Here is a 24,079-nt window from a genome sequence, read left to right as displayed (position 1 = left end):
GAGTTTGTTTTGCATACAGCGTGTTTGTATTCGATAGCACCGGCGGGTTTTGCAGAACTGCCTCAACAAAACAATTATATCGCGCTCTTATTGTTAGCGCGTACCAATAGGGGTGTTTTATGTTTTCACCAGACGCAAAGGTCAGAATTCAAAATTTTGGCCGATTCCTCAGTAATATGGTTATGCCCAATATTGGCGCATTTATCGCCTGGGGTATCATCACCGCACTGTTCATTCCTACCGGCTGGCTGCCAAATGAAACGTTAGCCAAACTGGTTGGCCCAATGATCACCTACTTACTCCCTCTGCTGATCGGTTTCACCGGCGGCCGTTTGGTCGGTGGTGATCGTGGTGGTGTCGTAGGTGCGATCACAACCATGGGGGTGATCGTTGGTGCGGACATGCCAATGTTCCTCGGTGCGATGATTGCAGGCCCACTGGGTGGCTGGGCAATTAAGCGCTTTGACCGCTGGGTAGACGGTAAAATCAAAAGCGGCTTTGAGATGCTGGTTAACAACTTCTCAGCCGGTATCATCGGTATGCTGTTGGCGATTCTGGCCTTTATGGCGATTGGCCCACTGGTCGAAGTACTGTCTAAAGTACTGGCTGCCGGCGTGCATATCATGGTGCAGAACAACCTGTTGCCATTGGCCTCTATCTTCGTTGAACCTGCAAAAATCCTGTTCCTGAATAACGCGATTAACCACGGTATCTTCTCGCCACTGGGTATCCAGCAAGCGACTGAAACCGGTAAGTCTATCTTCTTCCTGATCGAAGCCAACCCAGGTCCAGGTTTGGGTGTGTTGATGGCATACATGTTCTTCGGTAAAGGTAACGCGAAGCAGTCTGCTGGCGGCGCGGCGATCATCCACTTCTTCGGTGGTATCCACGAAATCTATTTCCCATACGTGCTGATGAACCCACGCTTATTGCTGGCGGTGATTCTGGGCGGTATGACTGGCGTGTTTACACTGACTCTGCTGAACGGCGGTCTGGTTTCTCCTGCTTCACCAGGCTCTATCTTGGCCGTACTGGCGATGACCCCGAAAGGCGCTTATTTTGCCAATATTGCGGCGGTTGCAGCGGCGTTTGCGGTCTCCTTCGTGGTGTCAGCCATCCTGCTGAAAAGCTCTAAAATCAAAGACGACGAGGAAGACAGTCTGGAAGATGCCACTCGTCGTATGCAAGACATGAAAGCACAGTCTAAAGGCGCACAAGCGGCGAATGCTGCTGCCGCTGCGGGCGATTTAAGCACCGTGCGTAAAATCATCGTCGCCTGTGATGCTGGCATGGGTTCCAGTGCAATGGGTGCCGGTGTGTTGCGCAAAAAAGTGCAAGATGCTGGCCTGAAACATATCTCTGTCACTAACTGTGCAATCAACAATTTGCCAGACGATGTGGACTTGGTTATCACGCATCGTGATTTGACTGAGCGTGCGATGCGTCATGCACCACAAGCGCAGCATATTTCGTTGACTAACTTCCTCGACAGCCAGTTGTATTCCAACCTGACTGCCCGTTTGGTGGAAGCCGGTATTGCGACAGCCACGACACAGAAAGTGATTGAAACGCTGGACGATAGCTTCGAAGCATCGGAAGCTAACCTGTTCCGTTTGAGCGCAGAAAATATTTTCCTCAACCAACATGCTAGCGCGAAAGAACAAGCGATTCGCTTCGCCGGTGAGCAGTTGGTGAAAGGGGGCTATGTCGAGCCAGAATATGTTGAGGCGATGTTAGAACGTGAAAAACTGACCTCGACCTATTTGGGTGAATCCATTGCTGTGCCTCACGGGACGATTGAAGCCAAAGACCGCGTGTTGAAAACCGGTGTGGTGTTCTGCCAATACCCTGAAGGCGTGCGTTTTGGCGATGACGAAGACGAAGTGGCCCGTTTGGTGATTGGTATCGCTGCTCGCAACAATGAGCACATCCAAGTGATTACCAGCCTGACAAACGCACTCGATGATGAATCAGTGATTGAACGCTTAAGCAAAACCACCAGCGTGCAAGAAGTTTTGGATCTGCTCGGTGGCAAAAAGTCATAACTGAATGGCATTAAGTACTACCCGACAATGTCGGGTAGTTGCCGTAATCTGAATAGGGCCGTTGGGAGCAAACGGCCCTTTTACAGCAAACAGTTAAAGGTAAATAACTATGAAAGCATTACATTTTGGCGCAGGTAATATTGGCCGAGGCTTTATCGGTAAACTTCTTGCTGATGCCGGTGCGCAATTGACCTTCGCTGATGTTAATCAGCCGCTGCTGGATGAACTGAATAAGCGCAAAAGTTATCAGGTCAATGTGGTAGGCGAACAGGCAAGAGTTGAAGACGTTAACAACGTCAGCGCAGTCAACAGTGGTAGCCCAGAAGTCGTTGCCCTGATAGCAGAAGCAGATATTGTCACTACCGCAGTTGGCCCACAAATTCTCGCCCGCATCGCCGGTACGGTGGCACAGGGTCTCATCACCCGCCATCAACAAGGTAACACCCGCCCACTGAATATTATTGCCTGTGAAAACATGGTGCGTGGCACCAGCCAGCTAAAACAACATGTGTTTGCTGCCTTACCTGAAAGTGAGCAAGCGTGGGTTGAGCAGCATGTTGGTTTCGTCGATTCTGCGGTTGACCGCATTGTGCCACCATCAGAAGCGGGCAGCACAGATATTTTAGCCGTTACGGTAGAAACCTTTAGCGAGTGGATTGTCGATGGCACCCAGTTTAAAGGGCAGCCGCCGGAAATCGCGGGCATGGAATTAACCGATAATTTGATGGCCTTTGTGGAGCGTAAACTCTTCACCCTGAACACCGGTCATGCCATTACGGCCTATTTGGGCCAGCTTGCCGGTCACCAGACTATTCGCGATGCCATTCTTGACCCAGCAGTGCGCCAGACAGTGAAAGGCGCGATGGAAGAAAGTGGTGCGGTACTGATTAAACGCTATGCCTTTGATCCACAGAAACACGCAGCCTATATCAATAAGATCCTCTCCCGTTTTGAGAACCCGTACCTGCATGACGATGTTGAGCGCGTCGGCCGTCAGCCGTTGCGTAAACTGAGTGCCGGTGACCGTTTGATCAAACCGCTGTTGGGGACATTGGAGTATCAATTACCGCACGATAACTTGGTGACCGGCATCGCCGCGGCCATGAGCTATCGCAGTGAGCAAGATCCACAAGCGCAGGAATTGGTGGAGTTACTGGCAAAATTAGGGCCGAAAGCTGCGTTAGCGCAAATTTCAGGCTTGCCTGCCGATAGCGAGGTTGTCGAACAGGCGGTGAATGTGTATAACGCCATGCAGGATAAGCTGGCGCACTGATTCTCAGTCTTGGCCTGTTGCCTCTAGCAGGCCTATGACGACGCATTTAGCATTCACCAACCACCCCAGTGACAAGCGATGATTGAAAAAACACAGGCATTTGAGAATCGGGTACTTGAACATCTGAACGCCGGAAAGACGGTTCGGAGTTTCTTGATGGCTGCTGTTGAATTATTAGCAGAAGCGCTGAATATTCTCGTGGTGCAGGTGTTTCGTAAAGATGACTATGCGGTGAAATATGCCGTGGAGCCATTGTTGGTCGGCGATGGGCCGTTGGGCGAGTTATCTGTCCGGTTAAAACTGGTTTATGCCTTAGGTGTGATTACGCGTCACGAATATGAAGATGCTGAGCTATTGATGGCGCTACGTGAAGAACTCAACCACGATGGCACCGAGTATCGCTTTACCGACGACGAAATCCTCGGGCCATTTGGTGAATTACATTGTGTTGCTGAGTTACCCCCTGTCCCCACTTTTTTGCGCCCCGATGAAGCAGACGCTTCATTGATCGCCATGCAACGTCAGCGTTATCAACAAATGGTGCGTTCAACCATGGTGCTGTCGATCACCGAACTGCTCTCCCGTATCAGCCAGAAACAAGTGTCCAAACTTTCCCCCCTCGGCCATGCCTGAATTAGCGCAACACGCTAAGCCATTCATCCACCAGCAGCCACAATGCAGTGATGGCCATCAATCCACCCATCACGCCATTAAACAACCGTAATTTCCAATTCACCCGTAATGCATGGCGTAACTGATCGCCCATCACCGCCCAAACGGCCACACAGGGCAAATTCAATAAGGCAAAACCACTGACAATCAACAAGGTGTGGCTGAGTGTCGCCCCTTCCCGAGGAGTAAATAAGATGGCGACATTCATGGCCATCAACCAGGCTTTCGGGTTAATCGCTTGAAATAACGCCCCTTGAATAAACCCCATCGGCTGCTCACCATCTCGAGTATTGGGGCTACCCGCATGATAAATCTTCCATGAAAGCCACAATAAGTAACCACAGCCCAGCGTCACCAACGGCAGGCGAATCACCCCGATCCAACTGAGGATGAGTGCCAGTAGCGTGGTCATCAATGCGCATTGCAAGGCACAACCAAAGGTAATCCCCAGCATCATCGGAAAGGTACGACGTAAGCCAAAGTTAACGCCTGATGCCGCCAATAGCAGGTTATTCGGGCCAGGGGTGATCGACATGACGGTAACGTAACTGATGAAAGCGCTGTCTAACATAATAAAAATCCTCTTATTTCCTCGTAAGTTGGCGTTGTCGATGAATTCACGTTTCACCCGCCTACAACCCCCCAATGACGTTGGAAATATTATTTCTGCGGCCAAGAGATTCAGCATAAACATCAATCCGTGATGGCGTCAGAAGCAGAAGTTATCTATTGTTATGGGTACAGTTTAATTGCTTCCTAACTGTACCCATTGATCTTGTGGAGAACTGTCACCATGTCGCTGGTTATGAATGAAATTCGCTACTTACAGGTGGCAGAGACGTTGGCGCAAGCCATCGAGAAAGGCAGCTTATTGGCCGGTAGCCGTTTGCCATCAGTACGCAGCTACGCCCAAAACCAGCAAGTGAGCATCAATACGGTAGTGGCCGCCTACCGGACGTTGGAAGACCGCGGTTTGATTGAGGCGCGTCCGCAATCAGGGTTCTACGTGTGTAGCCCATCGACTGCCGTGGTGCCGACCGCCACCGTGGGCAAACCGGTGGATGAAGTACTGGACTTGATTGATACCGTTTTTGCCGCACAACAAAATGCGCGCTTCACCAATATCTCATTGGCCTGTCCTCAGACGGGTGATTTTTATCCGAGTGCCAAGTTGGGCCGTATTATGGCCTCGTTACTGCGCCGTGAGCCGCAGCTCATCAGCCAATACGCCTTGCCTCCTGGTAGTCAACGCCTTCGCCAGCAAATCGCCCGCCGTGCCATAACGCTAGGGATGTTGGCGAATCCGGCGGATATCACCATTACTCATGGCTGCATGGAAGCGTTACAATTGGCATTGCGCGTCACCACTAAACCGGGAGATTGCGTCGGGTTAGAATCGCCAACCTATTTCTATCTGATGCCACTGCTAGCCAGTCTGGGGTTGAAAGCGGTCGAAATCCCAACCGATCCGCAGCAGGGTTTATCGTTGGACGTACTGGAGTTGTTGCTTAAAGAAGGGCGATTAAACGCACTGATCGCCATGCCAACGGTGCAAAACCCGTTGGGATTTACTATGCCATTGGCCGCTAAAAAACGCCTTGCTCAGTTGATGAACGATCACCAAGTGCCGTTGATTGAAGATGGCTTATATGCCGAGATTCAATTTGGCTCGACCTTATCCCCAGCGGTAAAGGCCTTTGATAGCGATGGCTGGATCTTGTTTTGCTCCAGTTTCACCAAAACATTGGCCCCAGATTTCCGCGTGGGTTGGATAGATGGAGGGCGCTTCACGGAGGATTTACATAAGTTAAAAGCCGTCTCTTCGATGGCGGAATCGACATTATTATCGGAAACGCTAGCGCTGTTCCTTGAGTCTGGCGGCTATGACCACCATTTGCGCAGCTTGCGCCGCCGCTATGCGCAACAGGTGCAACAAGCCCAGCAGTTGATCACCCGCCACTTTCCCTATGGCACCAAAGTGACCCAACCGGCTGGCGGATTCGTGTTTTGGGTCGAATTCCCCGACAGCGTGGATACCGTTGCACTCTTCCATCAAATGCTGAAAGAACAGATTTGCCTGACACCGGGGACACTGTATTCGCCCAGCGGCCGTTATCGCCACGCGTTTCGCCTCTCCTGCTGCTATCCGTTCAACCAACGCTATACCGAAGCGCTGGCAAGGCTGGGGGCTGTTGCCTGTGACATCAGTGGATTGCCGGCGGGGATGCGGTGGCCATCGTTAGAGGCTGAAATGGCGGAAAAGCCAGTATCTTGATATTCCCTTTTTACGTGGTATGGCAGGGGGGTTGCGGCCCTCACCTATCTGCAATTCCACTTTCTTTGGGTATACACTCTCCATATCGGAGCACAATCAGTGCTATCCTATCTCCAACTTTAGCGAATATCGTGCCCATCAGTGGCATGTACGGGCCAATACCATGAAAGAACATGCAGAAATTAAACGTCTAAGCGATTTGCTGGATGCGATGAACCACAAAGACACTAGCGTCATCCAACAAGGCAATGTGGATTTGATCGCGCAGCACATGAAAGAAAAAGAGAAAATGGCGGCTGAAATTCAGCGCCTGAAAGAAGTGCGGGTTAAAAACCTGAGTGCTGAAGCCCAGAAATTGGCAAAACTGCCGTTTAGCCGTGCGATTACCAAGAAAGAGCAGGCAGATATGGGCACGCTGAAAAAAGCCGTGCGCGGTATCATCGTGGTTCATCCAATGACCGCATTGGGTCGTGAGATGGGCCTGAAAGAAGTGACCGGCTACGCAAAGAAAGCATTCTGATCACAGCCGTTAATCAATCCGGGGGGTGATAAAATCGCCACCCGGTTTTGATGAAGATTTTTAATCAAAAAGTTCTGAGTGTGTTCCTGTTCGAACAATCTCTTCTGCTTCCTGCATAGCCGCAAGTGTTTGAGAATTTGGCACTTTCAACTCGAATGGAAATGCTTGATCTGTAACGATACGATTCAAAAATAAGCGCACCGCATCAGACACTGAAAGGCCCATCGCACTGAGAGCCGCCGTTGACTGCGCTTTGATACCTAACTTTTCCCCAGCAAACGCCGGTTAAAATCTTCAATTTTTCCATCCGCAATTCGCATCAACATGGTTTTGCTCCAACTGGCCGATAAGCCGGAAACGGCCAGCAAGCGATGATATTGCTCTTCATCGAACGGCATATGCCACGCAATACCAATAGCTTCAGCGACGGAAATATCACTGGTGCGGGCTAACAACTCTAACGGGTGGCTTTCACTCACTTTACCGGGATAAATCACGCGATACAGCCAGCCACAGTGGCCGCTTTGCTGCATCAAAACGGATAACTCCTCAATAGCAAAATGGAAATTGAGTTTGTAGCAAGGTGAGCGTGGTTGAGTAACCTGAATGAAGGCTTCGCCCCAGCGGTAGATATCCCCCATATGCACATTCTGTTCGGTCATGCCGAGGGTCGAAATATTTTCACCGTAGGCCGGTGGTGAGAAGAGATCGGCTTGTTCAGGAAACTGCTGCGCCCAGTAAGCATAATGCTCTCGTGGATAATGGCACAACGCGCGATCAGGACCACCGTGAAAGCGCTTTTCCGCTTGTTCATCCCCCTCTAATCCTAGTGGGGTGAGCATGATCCCACCTTGAACTTGGCGTTTACCAATCGCACTGGGGGAACTGCCGTGATAAGGCTCGATATTACCGATATAAACCTGCGGATACTTCATTTGCTCTCCTTGCCTGCGTTCAGAGGGGAGAGCCAGAATACCTGCCTAATAGCGGCGCTGTAAAAGGGAATATGGATTGCTCGAGTACCGCGATGGCATGAGCAGGAATAAGCGTATTGACTATTCCTGCTCACAAATGCTCCCACTCAAAACATGGCTCAGCCGATCATTAGAATGTTTCCCAATTATCTTGCTGGCTGACACGGCGAGTGTCTGTGCCAGGGCGTAGGGTTGGCGCATGACTTTTCGTTGCTGATGCGCTGATATTCCCTTGAGTGGCGTTTGTTTCCGCATCTGACAATCGGAACACCGCGACAGCCTGCGCCAGCAGAATAGCCTGTTCTGCCAATGAATCAGCAGCAGCGGCAGACTCTTCCACCAAGGCGGCATTTTGCTGCGTCGTGCTGTCCATTTCGGAAATCGCTTGGCTCACTTGCGTGATGCCACGGCTTTGCTCATCAGATGCCGAGGAGATTTCAGCCATGATATCGCGCACATGGGTGACAGAGCGGACAATATTCTCCATCGTCTGACCGGCGTTTTGCACCAGTGAAGTCCCTGCATCCACTTGAGAGACAGATTCACCAATCAACTCTTCGATTTCTTTCGCCGCCTGCGCGCTACGTTGAGCCAGATTACGCACTTCACTGGCGACCACCGCAAAACCTCGGCCTTGTTCGCCAGCCCGCGCGGCTTCAACCGCGGCGTTAAGTGCCAGAATATTGGTCTGGAATGCAATACTGTTAATCACGGTCGTAATTTCAGAAATGCGTTTGGAGCTACCGGAAATATCGTTCATGGTGCGCACGACATCATTTACCAGTTTGCCACCTTGTTGCGCTGTCTGTGATGCCTCTGTCGCCAACTGATTGGCGTGATGAGCATTATCGGCATTCTGCTTAACAGTGGCGTTCAACTGCTCCATGCTGGCAGCGGTTTCTTCAACGGCAGCGGCTTGTTCTTCAGTACGGGAGGACAAATCAGTATTCCCCGCTGCAATTTCGCCAGAGGCATGAGAAACCTGACTCACACCGATGCGGATATCATCTATCATGGTGCGCAAGTTTTCATTCATTCGGGCCACCGCATTCATCAACAAGCCTAATTCATCAGTGCGGTTCGACGTGGTTGCAGCCGTTAAATCGCCGGTGGCGATACGCTCGGCCATGGCCAGCGTGGTACGTAATGGCACGGTAATCTGGCGAGTCATCCACCAAGAGATCAGCAAACCAAACAGGAGAGCGGCAATGGCTGTCAGAGTTAACTGCAATTGCGCGTTATCGATTTCATCGTGGGTGCCTTGCAGTTCTTGGGTAAACAGATACGTTGCCAGCCGATTCAACTCGTTGGCGTTAGCTTCCATCACTTTCCCCACTTCCAGCTCTTGCTGATAAGCCGGTAAATAGGCCAACACGTTATCTTTGTAGGTGCTGAGGCTCGTTATCACTGGTGCTAATATTTTTTGCTGTTCAGCGGACAACACCGGCATAAACGCATTCGCGGCACTGTTAGCAATATTGATTGATGTCAGAAGCGATGATTCCGATTCTTTATTGCGATCCAGCAATAAGCCACGCGCGTTGTAGCGCACGGTCATGAGTTTCTGATTCATCTCCGCCAACAGGATTTGCGTATTGGTATCAGCGCCTTCATTAAGCAGACTTTGCTGTAACTCATTGAGGTTTTTCTGGGTTTCAGAAATGTTCCAGCTTTTGCGCACATCGTCTTTATGCGCTACAGCGTTAACAAAATTACGCTGCTGTTGCAGGTATTCATCGACCACATCAGTAATGCTGCTGATGGTCTTACGGTTATATTCCGACCAGCTAAGTTTTTCACTCTGAACGAGAAGGTCTTTTATATTGTTGATGTGCTGTGAGTTTTCGCCGATATACTTTAGATCATAAGTACGTTCATAGAGTGCACGATTATATTTTGCCTGATTGGCTTCATTATTAATTTTGTAGCTCAGGTCGACTTTGTAAGCATGCTCTTCGATGACGAAAAAATGATAAGCGGTTGTGCCCGCGATAAGCCCAACCAACAACAACATCAGGAAAAAGCTTAATCCCAGCTTCTTACCGACTTTCACGTTTTCAAAGTGACTAAAAACTCTGCTCAATGCTGCCATGTTCTTCTCCATTATGCGGTGTCTTTGCTGCAAATTAGTCAGCGTAGGTGAACGGGGGAGGTCTAGTTATTAGAGGAGTTGAGAGGCGGGTTGGACGTGGGATCATCTTGGCAAGAGTATTATCCCTAACGTTTTTATGGCTTCATTTCCAGACTCTAGTCCAGATATTCATGCCATAAATACCCATATCCCTCTTGAACAAACTATCGGCAGGCTTTGGTTAAACTTTAACAATAAAAAATGCCAGCAAGAATGACCTTGCTGGCATTGATTCAATCCCGACTCCCCGCCGTTTAAGGCATAGGAAGAGTATGGGTGATATTATTTAGCTTGAGCGAAACGCGCGGCAGCTTCATCCCAGTTAACCACGTTCCAGAATGCTTTGATGTAGTCTGGGCGACGGTTTTGGAATTTCAGGTAGTAAGCGTGTTCCCACACATCCAGACCGATAATTGGGAAGCCAGATGCGCCAGCAACAGCTTCACCCATCAATGGGCTATCTTGGTTAGCCGTAGAAACGACTGCCAGTTTGCCGTCAGCTTTCAGTACCAGCCACGCCCAGCCTGAACCGAAACGGGTTGCTGCTGCTTGTTCAAATGTTGCTTTGAAATCGTCAACAGATTTGAAGTCACGCTCGATAGCGGCTTTCAGGTCACCTGTGAGGGTGGTACCCAGTTTCAGACCTTTCCAGAACAGGCTGTGGTTAGCGTGGCCACCCGCGTTGTTGCGCATAAAGGTGCGCTTTTCAGCAGGAACTTTATCCAAGTCTTGAATCAGTTCTTCAACACTCAGTTTTGCCAGCTCAGGGAAGCTCTCCAACACCGTGTTTGCATTGTTAACATAGGTTTGGTGGTGTTTGGTGTGATGGATTTCCATCGTCTGCTTATCGAAATGGGGTTCTAAAGCATCATAAGCATAAGGCAGGGATGGCAGTGAGTAACTCATAATCATCGTCTCCGTAGGTGTAGGGCGGCGCAAAAAAAGTAAGCACCGCGTAAGCATTCGGATCATTATAGTTAATTAAATGATATTGAAAATGATTATCAATGCCGTACTAATTGTGTGGTCTTTCTATTCCATAATACGCTGTGGATGAGTATAGACCGTTGCTCTACCGGGCTTACTGAAGCCGACCAACGTCAAATTGCAGCGTTCGGCGACCTCAACCGCGAGGGTGGTGGCAGCGGAAACGGCAAATAAAATCTCTGCGCCGCACATAGCGGTTTTCTGCACCATCTCGTAGCTGGCTCGGCTGGATACCAGCACTGCGCCTTGTTGCCACGGCTGTTTGGCTCGTATGCCCAGCAATTTATCTAGCGCCACATGACGACCCACATCTTCGCAGCCGCCTAATAACTCACCCTGCGGATTAATCCACGCTGCGGCATGAGTACACCCAGTCAGTTGACCCACCGTCTGTACCTGCTTGAGCTGCGCAAGAGCGCTATCCAATTGATTCAGATTAAAGGTTTGCGTGAAGGGAAGTGGCGTGATGGGGCGGAAGATATCATCCAGTTGCTCTATGCCGCAGACACCACAGCCCGTGCGCCCTGCCATCGCTCGACGGCGCTCTTTTAATCCGGCGAATCGGCGGCTTGATAATTCAATGTTAATTTCTATGCCATTGCAGCCGCGAGTGGCATCAATCGCATAGATTTCTTGTGGGGTTTGGATAATGCCCTCTGATAGGGAAAACCCCAGCGCGAAAGCCTCCAAATCTTTGGGTGTTGCCATCATCACAACATGGGAAATGCCATTGTAGACCAGTGCAACCGGCACTTCTTCTGCCAGCCAATCCAATTGCGGCTGTGCCATTTGGTGGCGCTGTAGCACGTTAAGTTGTTTTGCACCGCAGATTTCGCTAGCGATGTCATTTCCTGAAGGTTTGATCTGGCTCACTATGCGGTCCTGAAAGTTATAACCCATAATCACAATGTGGTAACATTCACATTAAGAATCGTGTGGCTATATATCGCTATTTAAAGATATGTATCCCACACGGCAAAGCGTGATATCGCGTCAGCGATTTTAGCGCTTCCTATTTCGTTGAGGGAAGCGTGAATTCCAAATTGGTTAATAGCAACTCTATACCCCATCGATTTCAGGATGCAGGACGGCGGTAAACAAGAAAATCTCGATGAACTTGTCTCGGTAAGTGATCGGGATGAACGAGTAAGCCCACCTGCCTGCCACTTGAAAGATGAAGGGTAAAACAATGTGACGATGAATGAAGGAGAGACCCATGCAGGTCAGCAGAAGGCAGTTCTTTAAGATCTGTGCTGGCGGTATGGCAGGAACCACGGTTGCGGCACTCGGCTTTGCGCCGGCAGTGGCGCTGGCGGAAACGCGCAATTACAAATTGCTGCGCGCCCGTGAAACGCGAAATACCTGCACATATTGCTCTGTCGGTTGTGGGCTGTTGATGTATAGCCTCGGCGACGGCGCGAAAAACGCCAAAGAAAGTATTTTCCACATCGAAGGGGATCCGGATCATCCGGTCAACCGTGGCGCACTTTGCCCGAAAGGTGCGGGGCTGGTGGATTTCATCCACAGTGAAGGCCGCCTGAAATACCCTGAATACCGCGCGCCAGGTTCTGACAAATGGCAGCGAATCACTTGGGATGATGCGTTTGACCGCATTGCCAAGCTGATGAAAGAAGACCGGGACGCTAACTTCATTAAGACCAACGATGCTGGCGTGACCGTCAACCGTTGGCTGAGTACCGGTATGCTGTGTGCGTCAGCATCCAGCAACGAAACGGGTTATCTGACCCAAAAATTTAGTCGCGCTCTCGGCATGCTTGCCGTAGACAACCAAGCACGTGTCTGACACGGACCAACGGTAGCAAGTCTTGCTCCAACATTTGGTCGCGGTGCGATGACCAACCACTGGGTTGACATTAAGAACGCGAATTTAGTTATCGTCATGGGCGGTAATGCGGCAGAAGCGCATCCGGTGGGGTTCCGCTGGGCGATGGAAGCCAAAATCCACAACAATGCTAAGCTGCTGGTGATAGACCCGCGCTTTACCCGAACTGCTTCGGTGGCTGACTTCTATACGCCAATCCGTTCCGGTTCCGATATCGCGTTCCTGTCCGGCGTATTGTTGTACCTGATGACCCACGAAAAAATTAACCGTGAATACGTTGAAGCCTATACCAACGCCAGCTTGCTGGTGCGAGAAGACTATACCTTCGAAGACGGTTTATTCAGCGGTTATGACGCCGATGCGCGCAAATACGACAAAACCAGCTGGAATTATCAGTTGGACGAGAACGGCTTTGCCAAACGAGATGTCACCCTGCAAGACCCTCGCTGTGTGTGGAACCTGCTCAAAGAGCACGTCAGCCGTTATACGCCTGATGTGGTATCCAGCATTTGTGGTACGCCGAAAGAGGACTTCTTGCAGGTTTGCGAATACCTCGCCGAAACCAGCGCGCCCAATAAAACGGCCACTTTCCTGTATGCATTAGGCTGGACACAGCACTCCATCGGCGCGCAGAACATCCGCACCATGGCAATGATCCAGCTATTGTTGGGCAATATGGGGATGGCAGGCGGCGGTATTAACGCCTTGCGCGGCCACTCCAATATTCAAGGGTTAACTGACCTTGGCTTGCTGTCACAAAGCTTGCCAGGCTACCTGAACCTGCCATCAGAAAAACAGCCGGATATAGAGACTTACCTGAAGGCGAATACGCCGAAAACCCTGTTACCGGGGCAGGTAAACTATTGGGGTAATTACCCGAAATTCTTCGTCAGTTTGATGAAGAGTTTCTATGGTGATAACGCCCAGAAGGAAAACGGCTGGGGCTACGACTGGTTGCCGAAGTGGGATAAAGGCTACGACGTCTTGCAGTATTTCGAAATGATGTCGCAGGGCAAAGTGAATGGCTATATCTGCCAAGGCTTTAACCCGTTGGCCTCGTTCCCGAACAAAAACAAAGTGGCGGCTTCCCTGTCGAAACTGAAGTTCCTGATAACGATTGACCCGCTCAATACGGAAACCGCGAACTTCTGGCAAAACCACGGCGAATTTAACGATGTCGATCCATCGAAAATTCAAACGGAAGTGTTCCGCTTGCCGTCAAGCTGCTTTGCGGAAGAGAACGGCTCTATCGTTAACTCCAGTCGCTGGCTGCAATGGCACTGGAAAGGTGCAGATGCCCCAGGGCAAGCGCTGAACGATGGTGCCATTCTGGCGGGTATCTTTAGCCGTCTGCGTGAGATGTACCGCCGCGAAGGGGGTGCAGTGCCAGAACAAGTGCTCAATATGACTTGGGATTACCTGACACCGGACAACCCAGAGCCAGAAGAAGTGGCGATGGAGAGCAATGGTCGCGCGCTGGCCGATATCACTGATGCTGATGGCAAAGTGCTGGTCAAGAAAGGCGAACAACTCAGTACCTTCGCACACCTGCGTGATGACGGTACCACCGCCAGTGGTTGCTGGATCTTTGCTGGTAGCTGGACGCCAGCCGGTAATCAGATGGCACGCCGTGATAACGCCGATCCGTCAGGCTTAGGCAACACGCTAGGTTGGGCATGGGCATGGCCGCTTAACCGCCGCATTCTGTACAACCGTGCGTCTGCTGACCCACAAGGTAAACCTTGGGATCCGAAACGCAAGCTGTTGGAGTGGGACGGTGCCAAGTGGACCGGCATTGATATCCCTGACTACAGCGCAGCCGCGCCGGACAGTGATGTTGGGCCGTTTATCATGCAGCCTGAAGGGATGGGCCGCCTGTTTGCCATCGACAAAATGGCGGAAGGGCCGTTCCCTGAGCACTATGAGCCATTCGAAACGCCGCTGGGGACGAACCCGCTGCACCCGAATGTGGTTTCCAACCCGGCCGCTCGCGTCTTTAAAGACGATTTGGCCGCGATGGGATCGCATGAGCAATTCCCGTATGTCGGTACGACGTATCGCTTGACCGAGCATTTCCATTACTGGACCAAGCATGCGTTGCTCAATGCCATCGCTCAGCCGGAACAATTTATCGAAATTGGCGAAAAACTGGCGACGAAGAAAGGTATCAAGCAGGGCGATACCGTGAAAGTCAGCTCTAACCGTGGCTATATCAAAGCCAAGGCAGTCGTGACTAAGCGTATTCGCACGCTGAATGTCCACGGACAGGAAGTGGACACCATCGGTATCCCGATTCACTGGGGCTTCGAGGGTGTGGCGAGAAAAGGCTTCCTGGCTAACACACTGACGCCGTTTGTCGGTGATGCCAATACGCAGACGCCAGAGTTCAAGGCGTTCTTGGTCAACGTGGAAAAGGTGTAACGGAGAGAACCTATGTCACTGCAAACACAAGACATTATCCGGCGCTCCGGCACCAACTCCCTTACGCCGCCGCCACAGGATCGTAACCATCAAGAAGAGGTGGCGAAGCTTATCGACGTCACCACCTGTATTGGCTGTAAAGCCTGTCAGGTGGCCTGTTCGGAGTGGAACGATATCCGTGATGAAGTGGGCCATAACGTCGGGGTGTACGATAACCCCGCCGATTTGACCGCGAAATCATGGACGGTCATGCGTTTCTCTGAAGTTGAAGACGAAGAGAGCGGCAAGTTGGAGTGGCTCATCCGTAAGGATGGCTGCATGCACTGTGCTGATCCGGGCTGCCTGAAGGCATGCCCGTCGGAAGGGGCTATCATTCAATATGCGAATGGTATCGTCGATTTCCAATCAGAACATTGTATTGGTTGTGGCTACTGCATCGCCGGTTGCCCGTTCGATGTGCCGCGCATGAACAAAGACGACAATCGGGTGTACAAATGTACCCTGTGCGTTGACCGTGTGGGTGTGGGCCAAGAACCTGCTTGCGTGAAGACCTGCCCGACGGGCGCGATTCACTTTGGTACCAAAGAGTCGATGAAAGAAGTGGCGGCTGGTCGAGTCGAAGAACTGAAAACGCGTGGCTTTGAAAACGCAGGGTTATATGACCCCGCGGGCGTGGGTGGTACGCACGTGATGTATGTCCTGCATCATGCGGATAAACCTCAGCTCTATCATGGCTTGCCAGAAAACCCAACCATTAGCCCAACCGTCACCTTCTGGAAGGGCATCTGGAAACCGCTGGCAGCGGTCGGCTTTGCTGCCACCTTTGCCGCCAGTATCTTCCACTACGTGGGAGTGGGTCCGAATCGGGTTGAGGAAGAAGAAGAGGACGAAGGCGATAAGCCAGATGCCACACCTTCTGACACGACCGACAAGGCACCAGAGCAGACCACCGCGGAGCATGCTGACGACGGGGAGACACGCAAATGAAAAAAGAAAAACGGATCCAGCGCTACAGTGCGCCGGAGCGTATCAACCACTGGATCGTCGCCTTCTGCTTTATGTTGGCAGCGATCAGTGGACTGGGGTTCTTCTTCCCGTCATTTAACTGGCTGATGAATATTTTTGGTACGCCACAGTTGGCGCGCATCCTTCACCCCTTCGCGGGGGTGATTATGTTCGCCGCTTTCCTTATCATGTTTTTCCGCTACTGGAAACACAACCTGATTAACAGGGAAGATCTGGAGTGGGCTAAAAATATCCACAAAATCGCCATGAATGAGGAAGTCGGCGACACGGGGCGCTATAATTTTGGGCAGAAATGCGTCTTCTGGGCTGCTATTATCAGTCTGGTACTGCTGCTGCTCAGTGGCGTAGTGATTTGGCGGCCTTACTTTGCGCCTTCATTCCCGATCCCGCTGATTCGTCTGGCGCTGTTAGTGCATTCGCTGGCGGCGGTGGGCTTGATTCTCGTGATTATGGTGCATATCTATGCTGCTCTGTGGGTGAAGGGCACCATTACTGCGATGGTGGAAGGTTGGGTGCCAGCGGCATGGGCGAAAAAACACCATCCTCGCTGGTATCGTGAGGTGAATGCCAAACGGCAACTTCAGAAAAAACAGGAAGAGAAACCCTGATGAGTATTCGCATTGTCCCTAAAGATCAACTGGGCAAACAAAGCGAAAGAGGTACGACGGCGGGGAATATCCCGCCGTTACTTTTCGCGAATTTAAAAAGCCTGTATACCCGGCGCACCGAACGTTTACAGCAACTCGCGTTGGATAACCCCCTGTCTGATTATCTGGATTTCGCGGCGAAAATTACCCAAGCACAGCAAAAAGCGTTGTATGACCACCCGCTGGTGTTGGACATGAAAGCTGAGTTGGAACAATCAGCGGCCAGCGGTAAACCGCCACTGGATGTCAGCGTCTTTCCACGTACGGAACATTGGCGCACGCTGCTGTCCGCGTTGATTGCTGAACTACGCCCCGATGCCCCTGATCATATTTTGGCGGTGCTGGATAATCTGGAAAAAGCGTCAGTCAATGAGCTGGAACTTTACGCCGATGCGCTGCTAAATCGCGAATTTGGCCAGATCGGCAGCGAAAAAGCGCCATTTATCTGGGCCGCGTTATCATTGTACTGGGCGCAGATGGCGAGCCAAATCCCTGGTAAAGCACGCGCGGAATATGGCGAGCATCGTCAGTTTTGCCCCGTGTGCGGCAGCATTCCGGTGTCCAGTGTGGTCCATATTGGCACGAATAATGGCTTGCGTTATTTGCACTGTAATTTGTGTGAAAGCGAGTGGCACGTGGTACGGATTAAGTGCAGCAACTGCGAAGAAACGCGGGATTTGAACTATTGGTCGCTAGACAGCGAACAGGCGGCCGTGAAAGCAGAAAGCTGTGGTGATTGCGGGACTTACCTGAAAATTCTGTATCAGGAAAAAGACCCGTTGGTCGAAGCTGTGGCGGACGATCTGGCCTCGCTCATTCTCGACGCTAAAATGGAAGGCGAAGGTTTTGCGCGCAGCAGTATCAATCCATTCTTGTTTCCCGGAGAATAACCGACTCTCCCGACTTGGCGACCGGCGTGATGATGAGCACTGAACCGCACACTCTTTACCGACAGTTACCGGCCATTGACTGGCTGTTACGGGAGCCAGAAATGGCTCCTTTGCTTGATGAATATGGCCCCGCATTGTTGACCGAGACTTTGCGCCAGATGCAAAGCGAAGCCCGTGAATACATCAGCCAGTTTCATTCGCTGGCGGATTGGTGTGCAGATTGGCCAACCGCGCTGCGCCAACGATTGAACCAACGTCAACCCGCGTTAAAACCCGTCTTTAACCTCTCTGGTACCGTGCTGCACACTAATTTGGGTCGTGCGGCGCTGGCCGAATCCGCCATTACGGCCGTGAATGATGCTATGCGCGGTGCAGTCACGTTGGAATATTCCCTGAGTGGCGCGAGTCGTGGTCATCGCGATCGGGCAGTGGCGGATTTACTTTGCGAACTGACCGGCGCGGAAGATGCCTGTATCGTCAATAACAATGCGGCAGCGGTCTTTTTGATGCTCACGGTCATGGCGGCAGGTAAGCAGGTTGTCGTCTCGCGCGGTGAACTGGTGGAGATTGGCGGCGCGTTTCGTATCCCTGATGTGATGCGCCAAGCGGGCTGTGAGCTGGTTGAAGTCGGCACCACCAACCGCACGCACCTCAAAGATTACCGTCAGGCTATCAATGAACACACTGGCCTGCTGATGAAAGTACACACCAGCAATTACAGTATCGAGGGCTTCACCGCCGCCGTTGCCGAGCAACAATTGGCGGCATTGGGGCAGGAGTTTGCCATCCCGACGGCGACAGATCTCGGCAGTGGTTCGCTGGTGGACATGACCCGTTACGGCTTACCGGCAGAACCGATGCCGCAGCAACTGATTGCAGCCGGTGTCGATCTCGTCACCTTCTCGGGTGATAAATTGCTGGGTGGGCCGCAAGCGGGGATTATTCTCGGTAAAAAACAGTGGATTGAGCGCTTACAGCAGCATCCGCTTAAACGCGCATTGCGGGTGGACAAAATGACGCTAGCCGCACTCGATGCCACGCTACGCCTTTATCAACAACCCGATAAACTGGCCGAAAGGCTACCGACCTTGCGGTTATTGACTCGTCCAGCCGAGGCTATCGCCGAAAGCGCACAGCGAGTCCTGTCCGCGCTGGCACCCCATTATGCGGCTGATTTTACGTTGGCGGTGGAGCCTTGTTGGTCCCAGATAGGCAGCGGTTCGTTACCGGTTGACCGGTTACCCAGTTGGGCCGTCACCTTTACGCCTAACGACGGCAGCGGGCGCAGGCTAGAAGCGCTGACCACACATTGGCGCGGGTTAAATAAGCCGGTTATTGGCCGTGTGGCTGACGGGCGGATATGGTTAGATTTGCGCTGTTTGGAGGATGAAACGGCGTTGCTCAGGGAATTGGCTCGATGATTATTGCGACAGCAGGCCATGTCGATCATGGCAAAACCACACTTTTACAGGCGATTACTGGGGTTGATGCCGATCGCTTGCCGGAAGAAAAACAGCGCGGGATGACCATTGATCTGGGCTACGCGTACTGGCCGCAACCTGATGGCAATATTCTCGGTTTTATTGATGTCCCCGGCCATGAGAAGTTCTTAGCCAATATGCTGGCCGGTGTGGGCGGTATCGATCATGCGTTGCTGGTTGTGGCTTGCGATGATGGCGTTATGGCGCAAACCCGCGAGCATTTGGCGATTTTACGGCTGACGGGTCACCCCACACTGACGGTGGCACTGACCAAAGCGGATCGGGTTGATGATGACCGTATTGCACAGGTGCGCCAGCAAGTCATGGCTGAACTGACTGCCCAAGGCTGGCAAGCAGAGCAAGTCACCCTGTTTGTCACTGCCGCCACCACTGATCTGGGTATCAGTGCGTTGCGCGATCATTTGGCCCATTGTCACCAGCAAAATACCGACAATAACCGGTTACAACGGCGTTTTCGTCTGGCTATCGACCGTGCATTTAGCGTGAAAGGGGCTGGTTTGGTGGTCACCGGTACTGCGCTGGCGGGCAAAGTCGCCGTGGGTGATACCTTGTGGCTGACCGGCAGCAATGGCCCCGTGCGGGTGCGGGGGATCCACGCTCAAAATCAAAATACTCAACAGGCGCAAGCAGGCCAACGTATTGCCCTGAATATCAGCGGTGATATCAGCAAAGAGCAGATCAATCGTGGCGACTGGTTGTTAACCCAGCAGCCCCCCGAGCCAGTGGATCGTGTATTGGTTGTCGTCGATGCTGATGTCCCCATACAACACTGGCAGCCCTTGCATCTACATCATGCGGCTAGCCATATTACTGGGCGTTTTTCACTGCTCACGGCACCACATGATACCGATCTTTCTAACGGCCTCCCTGCCGATGGGAATAGCGTCACTGACTCCCCACCGTTGATTTTAGCTGAGCTGCTATTAGATACCCCACTGTGGCTGGCGGAGAATGATCGCCTGATTCTGCGTGACATTGCCGCGAAGAAAACCTTGGGTGGCGCGCGGGTGATTCATCTGGCGGTGCCCAAACGCGGTAAGCGGCAACCGGCCTATTTGGCTTGGTTAACGGCTTTAGCACAGGCGCATACTGACCGTGATGTGCTCGATCTGCATTTGGCGCAAGGGCCGCTTTCTTTACGCAGTTTCAGTTGGGCACGCCAACTGACTGATGTGGATATGGCGGCATTACTGGCTGATACGGATAACATTGTCGCTGGCGATATCATCCTGTCACAACCCCATGCGCAACAGGCGCAGCAAACCCTACTGCACGTTCTGTGTCTTTATCATCAACAGCATGGCGATCAAATGGGGCTTGGGCGAGCGCGTTTGCGGCGTATGGCATTGCCGACGCTGGACGAAGGACTGGTCTTTCGCTTAATGGATAACCTGCTCGTGCAGGGAACATTAAAAAATACCCGTGGCTGGCTGCATCTGCCCACACACGGGCTAGGCTTTACCGCTCAGGAAGAGGCGCAATGGCAGCAAGTTGCCCCCTATTTCGCCGATGCCCCTTGGTGGGTGCGTGATTTAGCGGCTGAACTGCATATGGATGAAGGCGACATGCGCACGTTACTGCGTAAAGCCGCGCAACTGGGCCACATCACCGCCATCGTGCCAGATCGTTACTATCTCAGTCAGCGCATTGAGCAGTTTGCCGATTTGGTCCGTGAGCTGGATAGCACTCAAGGCAGCGCCTGCGCAGCCGATTTTCGTGATCGGTTGGGGGTCGGCCGTAAACTGGCGATTCAAATCCTCGAATTCTTTGACCGCAGTGGGTTTACCCGCCGGCGAGGAAACGACCATATATTACGCGATAGCGGGCTGTTTTCGGCCATGCATTAAAGTATGGCTCGGCCTGCTTATCGAGAAAATCGTAAGCAGGGGGCTCCCCTCGGAATATCATCTATTCCGAGGGGAAACTGACGATGTCGCGCCGTCTTATTCTGTGGCTAATGTTTCTGGTTGGCGACGAATAAATATCATCACCAAGCTCAACCACAGCAATCCACTGATCAGATTGAACAAATTGAAGATACCGCTGTTGCCCCACAGGTAAGCCAGTTTGGCAAACTCAATACCGAAGGTGAAGACCATCATACTGATCATCCCCATCGCAGCAGACACCGTTCCTTTACTAATATCGCTGGCAAACAGCGTCAGTCGCACTAAACCGGCATTCGCCAAACCAATACCAAAGGCATACAGACTTAGCCCTGCGGTCATCCACAGATACGCATGGGATGAATAAAGCGTGGAAGCTGCGGCAATCACCAAACCGACAATCATCGGGCCAGCGCCGTAGCGGATCAGCCGTGGAATGCTGACCTTGCCGCTTAACTTCGCCAGCGTCAGGTTACCAATAATCAGCGCACCGAAAATCGGCACCTGTAAGACCCCGTATTCGACAGTCGATAACCGCTCGCCACTGATCAAGATAACCGGCGATTGTGCAATCCACGCCAGCAACGGCAGACTGGCAAAGCCTAACGCGAGCGAGCCACACAGGAAACGGCGATTCGCGAGCACTTGCTTATAATCGTGCCACATGGCGGCGGCTGACAATTTCTCGCCTTTCAGCGATGCCGTTTCTGGCATGGCACGCCACAGCCCCACAAATGAAATGGCACCGAGGGCGGCGAACAGCACAAACATCCACTGCCAAGGCGCGACATGGATCAGTGCCGCACCGGCTAGCGGGCCAAGCAATGGTGCAATCAGGGCCACATTCGCCATCAGCGCGGTGATCTTGATACACACCGCTTCCTCGAATGACTCTTGGATCGTGGCGTAACCGACCGCACCAATAAAGCACAGGCTAATCCCTTGCAGGAAGCGCATGGCGATAAACTGCTCGATGCTATTGACCAGCAAAATAGCCAGACAGGTGACCACAAAGAAGGCGACCCCGAACAACATGACGGGACGACGCCCACGGCGATCTGACAACGGGCCAAGCAGCCATTGCAGGAACATACCACCGGCCAGATAAGCGGTCATAGAGGTCGGCACCCACTCAACGCTGGCATTAAAATCGGCCACTACCGCCAGCATTCCCGGCTGAATCATATCGTTGGCGATATAAGTGGCAAATTCGAATAATACCAGGCAAAGAGGAAATAAAAGCGCCCGTCGACCTAAACGCGTCGCGGGTGATAATGAAGTTTGCATAGATTAAGCTATTAATTATAAACGTAAAAAAAGGGCATCGCTCAGGCAGAATGCCAGTAAGAGCGTGTCAGGTCGGCTATTTTGCCGTCAATATATGTTTATGGCAACCATTAGGGAGGGGAATTGTTGGGGCGGATTATGGTTTGGTTGAGGACTGGATCTAGTTTCGGTTGATAGGCGTCGGTGATCGGTTCGGTTGAGGATTGGATCTGGTTTCGGTTGATGTTAGGTGAACGGTTCGGTTGAGGACTGGATCTGATTTCGGTTGATATTCGCTCGGTGATCACTTTACCTGTGTCGCCTCAACCGAGTCGGGCCGCAGGGCGGCGGCCCAACACCCGCGCCTTTGCGCGAAATATTGTGGCTTCGCCATCCCCTCCGGCAGCTCGCAGGCTTATCGAATCGGCGCTGACTCGCTCCCAGCTCGGCAGCCCCTTTCGCCGCGTCCATGCGGCTCATTCGGCCTGCAATCTTTGTCGGCAATTTTTCTGATTGCGCTCAAGGTCAAAAGACATAACACACAAACCAAAAACCATGGTTTTGATCTTGAAGTTTAAAGCACATTTGAGCTGCCGAATGAAGAGAGAAGGCAAGGAAAACGGGCAGGACGCCCGTTTTAGGCGTCGCGCGGAGGGACCCGCGTAAAGCCGTCCGTCAGCCGAAATGATGAGTGAGGGAACCTGCAAAGCAGGCAAGCGATACGTGCGCTAGCGCGGGGGTTCCAAGGGGGTCACGCGCTTGTGACCCCATTGGCGGTTGAGGCATCAGAGGCAAGGTAGACACTGAAGTGATAACAACCGAACCGATCACCGTTCGAAAACCAGATCCGATCAAAAATTCAATTCAATTTAAGTTAATTCAATTAAATCAAATTAAACCCCTCACTGAATAACACTCATCACACTCTTTTGTGCCGCCATCATCGCTGGATACTTAGCAACCAAATTAGTCATCATCGTGTTATACAACGCGGCTTGCTGCGGGGTCTGGAACTGAATACCACCATTATTAAAGGTGACCTGTGTCCCCTGCTGTTGCAGGAAATCCCCGACTTGCACTAAATCTTGCACAAAAGCAGAAACCACCGGAATCGCAGGAATCAGCACATTGGCAGGCTGAGTCACCACATTATCAAAGGCTTTGCTAAACACCGCTTTCAAGTCATCAGGCTGTTTCAACGCGGCAACCGCGTTATCAGCTTGTGCTTTCGCCGTGCGAATCTGTTGCACCAACAGGTTTAACGCCCCTGCTGACTGCTGCAACGCATCACGCTTATTAAGATAATCTTGCGCCACACGAATCTCATTGATTTGTGCAATAGCTGGCGTCAGGCTCGCATCCACAGATTTCGTCAATTGCTGCGAAAAAGTGACTAAAATCGCGTAATCACTGACATAAGGGCCAAACTTCTGCTTCTGGTCTTCACTCAGCGTGGGTAGCTTCATCCCGCTACGCATCACCGTGTTTTGCAGATAATCAATAAATGCCTTACGTTGCTCTGGCTCTTTATCCCCGCAAGCAGTGAGTTGAAACACGACCAGTAACGCTAAAAATGGCGCTAACCAACGTGAATAACGAACCGAATTCAATGTAAAAGTCATGTGAAACTACTCCTGTAATGGGTACTTATCTTCACAAAATTCCACGCTTATCACCTCATACCAGTGATAAGAATAGCTAAGGGGAGCGATATACGCTCC

Annotated in this window: 19 protein-coding genes; 11 read left to right on the top strand and 8 right to left on the bottom strand. The window is 51.8% G+C overall.

What is annotated here, in order from left to right:
- Nucleotides 1-119: 119 nt before the first annotated feature.
- The 3 genes from BN68_RS18640 to BN68_RS18630 all read left to right on the top strand — a co-directional run bounded on the left by BN68_RS18640 (nt 120) and on the right by BN68_RS18630 (nt 3,951).
- The gene (locus BN68_RS18640; RefSeq protein ID WP_019212700.1) at nt 120-2,045 is read left to right on the top strand and encodes a PTS mannitol transporter subunit IICBA; all 1,926 of its coding nucleotides are present in this window, start codon (nt 120-122) and stop codon (nt 2,043-2,045) included.
- 109 nt (nt 2,046-2,154) lie between these two features.
- Entirely contained in the window at nt 2,155-3,318 is a 1,164-nt protein-coding gene (locus BN68_RS18635; RefSeq protein ID WP_019212699.1) for a mannitol-1-phosphate 5-dehydrogenase, read from the top strand.
- 78 nt (nt 3,319-3,396) lie between these two features.
- Nucleotides 3,397-3,951, top strand: coding sequence for an MltR family transcriptional regulator (locus BN68_RS18630; RefSeq protein WP_019212698.1), 555 nt, complete (start codon nt 3,397-3,399; stop codon nt 3,949-3,951).
- A 1-nt stretch (nt 3,952) separates the two neighbouring features.
- On the opposite strand, the gene BN68_RS18625 is transcribed toward BN68_RS18630, so the two are convergent.
- On the bottom strand, nt 3,953-4,561 hold the full coding sequence (locus BN68_RS18625) for a LysE family translocator (RefSeq protein ID WP_019212697.1): 609 nt from the start codon (nt 4,559-4,561) through the stop codon (nt 3,953-3,955).
- A gap of 222 nt (nt 4,562-4,783) precedes the next feature.
- Between BN68_RS18625 and BN68_RS18620 the strand changes: the two genes are divergently transcribed.
- Both BN68_RS18620 and BN68_RS18615 read left to right on the top strand, forming a co-directional pair.
- The gene (locus BN68_RS18620; RefSeq protein WP_019212696.1) at nt 4,784-6,265 is read left to right on the top strand and encodes an aminotransferase-like domain-containing protein; all 1,482 of its coding nucleotides are present in this window, start codon (nt 4,784-4,786) and stop codon (nt 6,263-6,265) included.
- A 163-nt stretch (nt 6,266-6,428) separates the two neighbouring features.
- The gene (locus tag BN68_RS18615) at nt 6,429-6,785 is read left to right on the top strand and encodes a YibL family ribosome-associated protein (RefSeq protein ID WP_019212695.1); all 357 of its coding nucleotides are present in this window, start codon (nt 6,429-6,431) and stop codon (nt 6,783-6,785) included.
- A 60-nt stretch (nt 6,786-6,845) separates the two neighbouring features.
- Here BN68_RS18615 and BN68_RS18610 read toward each other — a convergent pair whose 3' ends face one another.
- The 5 genes from BN68_RS18610 to fdhD all read right to left on the bottom strand — a co-directional run bounded on the left by BN68_RS18610 (nt 6,846) and on the right by fdhD (nt 11,777).
- Entirely contained in the window at nt 6,846-7,043 is a 198-nt protein-coding gene (locus tag BN68_RS18610; RefSeq protein WP_051144578.1) for a type II toxin-antitoxin system RelB/DinJ family antitoxin, read from the bottom strand.
- Between the two features lie 2 nt (nt 7,044-7,045).
- Entirely contained in the window at nt 7,046-7,720 is a 675-nt protein-coding gene (gene yiiM / locus BN68_RS18605; RefSeq protein WP_019212693.1) for a 6-hydroxyaminopurine reductase, read from the bottom strand.
- A gap of 169 nt (nt 7,721-7,889) precedes the next feature.
- Complete coding sequence (locus BN68_RS18600) at nt 7,890-9,851, bottom strand: methyl-accepting chemotaxis protein (protein ID WP_019212692.1); 1,962 nt, start codon at nt 9,849-9,851, stop codon at nt 7,890-7,892.
- Between the two features lie 321 nt (nt 9,852-10,172).
- Nucleotides 10,173-10,796 carry a superoxide dismutase [Mn] gene (sodA, locus tag BN68_RS18595; RefSeq protein ID WP_019212691.1) on the bottom strand — a complete coding sequence of 208 codons (624 nt, stop codon included), beginning with the start codon at nt 10,794-10,796 and terminating at the stop codon, nt 10,173-10,175.
- Nucleotides 10,797-10,922: 126 nt separating this feature from the next.
- Nucleotides 10,923-11,777 carry a formate dehydrogenase accessory sulfurtransferase FdhD gene (gene fdhD, locus BN68_RS18590; RefSeq protein WP_019212690.1) on the bottom strand — a complete coding sequence of 285 codons (855 nt, stop codon included), beginning with the start codon at nt 11,775-11,777 and terminating at the stop codon, nt 10,923-10,925.
- A 316-nt stretch (nt 11,778-12,093) separates the two neighbouring features.
- Here fdhD and fdnG point away from each other — a divergent pair, with 316 nt between their 5' ends.
- The 6 genes from fdnG to selB are packed head-to-tail and all read left to right on the top strand — an operon-like array spanning nt 12,094 to nt 21,053.
- A complete protein-coding gene (gene fdnG, locus BN68_RS18580) occupies nt 12,094-15,141 on the top strand; it encodes a formate dehydrogenase-N subunit alpha (protein WP_145494560.1) in 3,048 nt (1,015 codons plus the stop codon).
- 12 nt (nt 15,142-15,153) lie between these two features.
- Nucleotides 15,154-16,128: a formate dehydrogenase subunit beta gene (fdxH, locus tag BN68_RS18575; protein ID WP_019212687.1), complete on the top strand. Its 975-nt coding sequence runs from the start codon at nt 15,154-15,156 to the stop codon at nt 16,126-16,128.
- The gene (gene fdoI / locus BN68_RS18570; protein ID WP_019212686.1) at nt 16,125-16,775 is read left to right on the top strand and encodes a formate dehydrogenase cytochrome b556 subunit; all 651 of its coding nucleotides are present in this window, start codon (nt 16,125-16,127) and stop codon (nt 16,773-16,775) included. Before fdxH ends, fdoI begins: the two co-directional genes overlap by 4 nt.
- Complete coding sequence (fdhE, locus tag BN68_RS18565; RefSeq protein ID WP_019212685.1) at nt 16,775-17,704, top strand: formate dehydrogenase accessory protein FdhE; 930 nt, start codon at nt 16,775-16,777, stop codon at nt 17,702-17,704. Before fdoI ends, fdhE begins: the two co-directional genes overlap by 1 nt.
- Nucleotides 17,705-17,736: 32 nt before the next feature.
- Nucleotides 17,737-19,125 (top strand): L-seryl-tRNA(Sec) selenium transferase, encoded by a 1,389-nt coding sequence (gene selA, locus BN68_RS18560; RefSeq protein ID WP_042806974.1) that lies wholly within the window; start codon nt 17,737-17,739, stop codon nt 19,123-19,125.
- On the top strand, nt 19,122-21,053 hold the full coding sequence (gene selB / locus BN68_RS18555; RefSeq protein ID WP_019212683.1) for a selenocysteine-specific translation elongation factor: 1,932 nt from the start codon (nt 19,122-19,124) through the stop codon (nt 21,051-21,053). The genes selA and selB overlap by 4 nt, the downstream gene beginning before the upstream one ends.
- Nucleotides 21,054-21,149: 96 nt before the next feature.
- On the opposite strand, the gene BN68_RS18550 is transcribed toward selB, so the two are convergent.
- Both BN68_RS18550 and BN68_RS18545 read right to left on the bottom strand, forming a co-directional pair.
- Nucleotides 21,150-22,379 (bottom strand): MFS transporter, encoded by a 1,230-nt coding sequence (locus BN68_RS18550; protein WP_019212682.1) that lies wholly within the window; start codon nt 22,377-22,379, stop codon nt 21,150-21,152.
- A gap of 881 nt (nt 22,380-23,260) precedes the next feature.
- Nucleotides 23,261-23,980 (bottom strand): DUF3053 domain-containing protein, encoded by a 720-nt coding sequence (locus BN68_RS18545; protein WP_019212681.1) that lies wholly within the window; start codon nt 23,978-23,980, stop codon nt 23,261-23,263.
- Between the last annotated feature and the right edge of the window lie 99 nt (nt 23,981-24,079).

This window comes from Yersinia massiliensis CCUG 53443 (genome assembly GCF_000312485.1).
Classification (GTDB): domain Bacteria; phylum Pseudomonadota; class Gammaproteobacteria; order Enterobacterales; family Enterobacteriaceae; genus Yersinia; species Yersinia massiliensis.
Note: the sequence above shows the minus strand (reverse complement) of the source record. Positions and strands in the feature narration are given on the sequence as shown.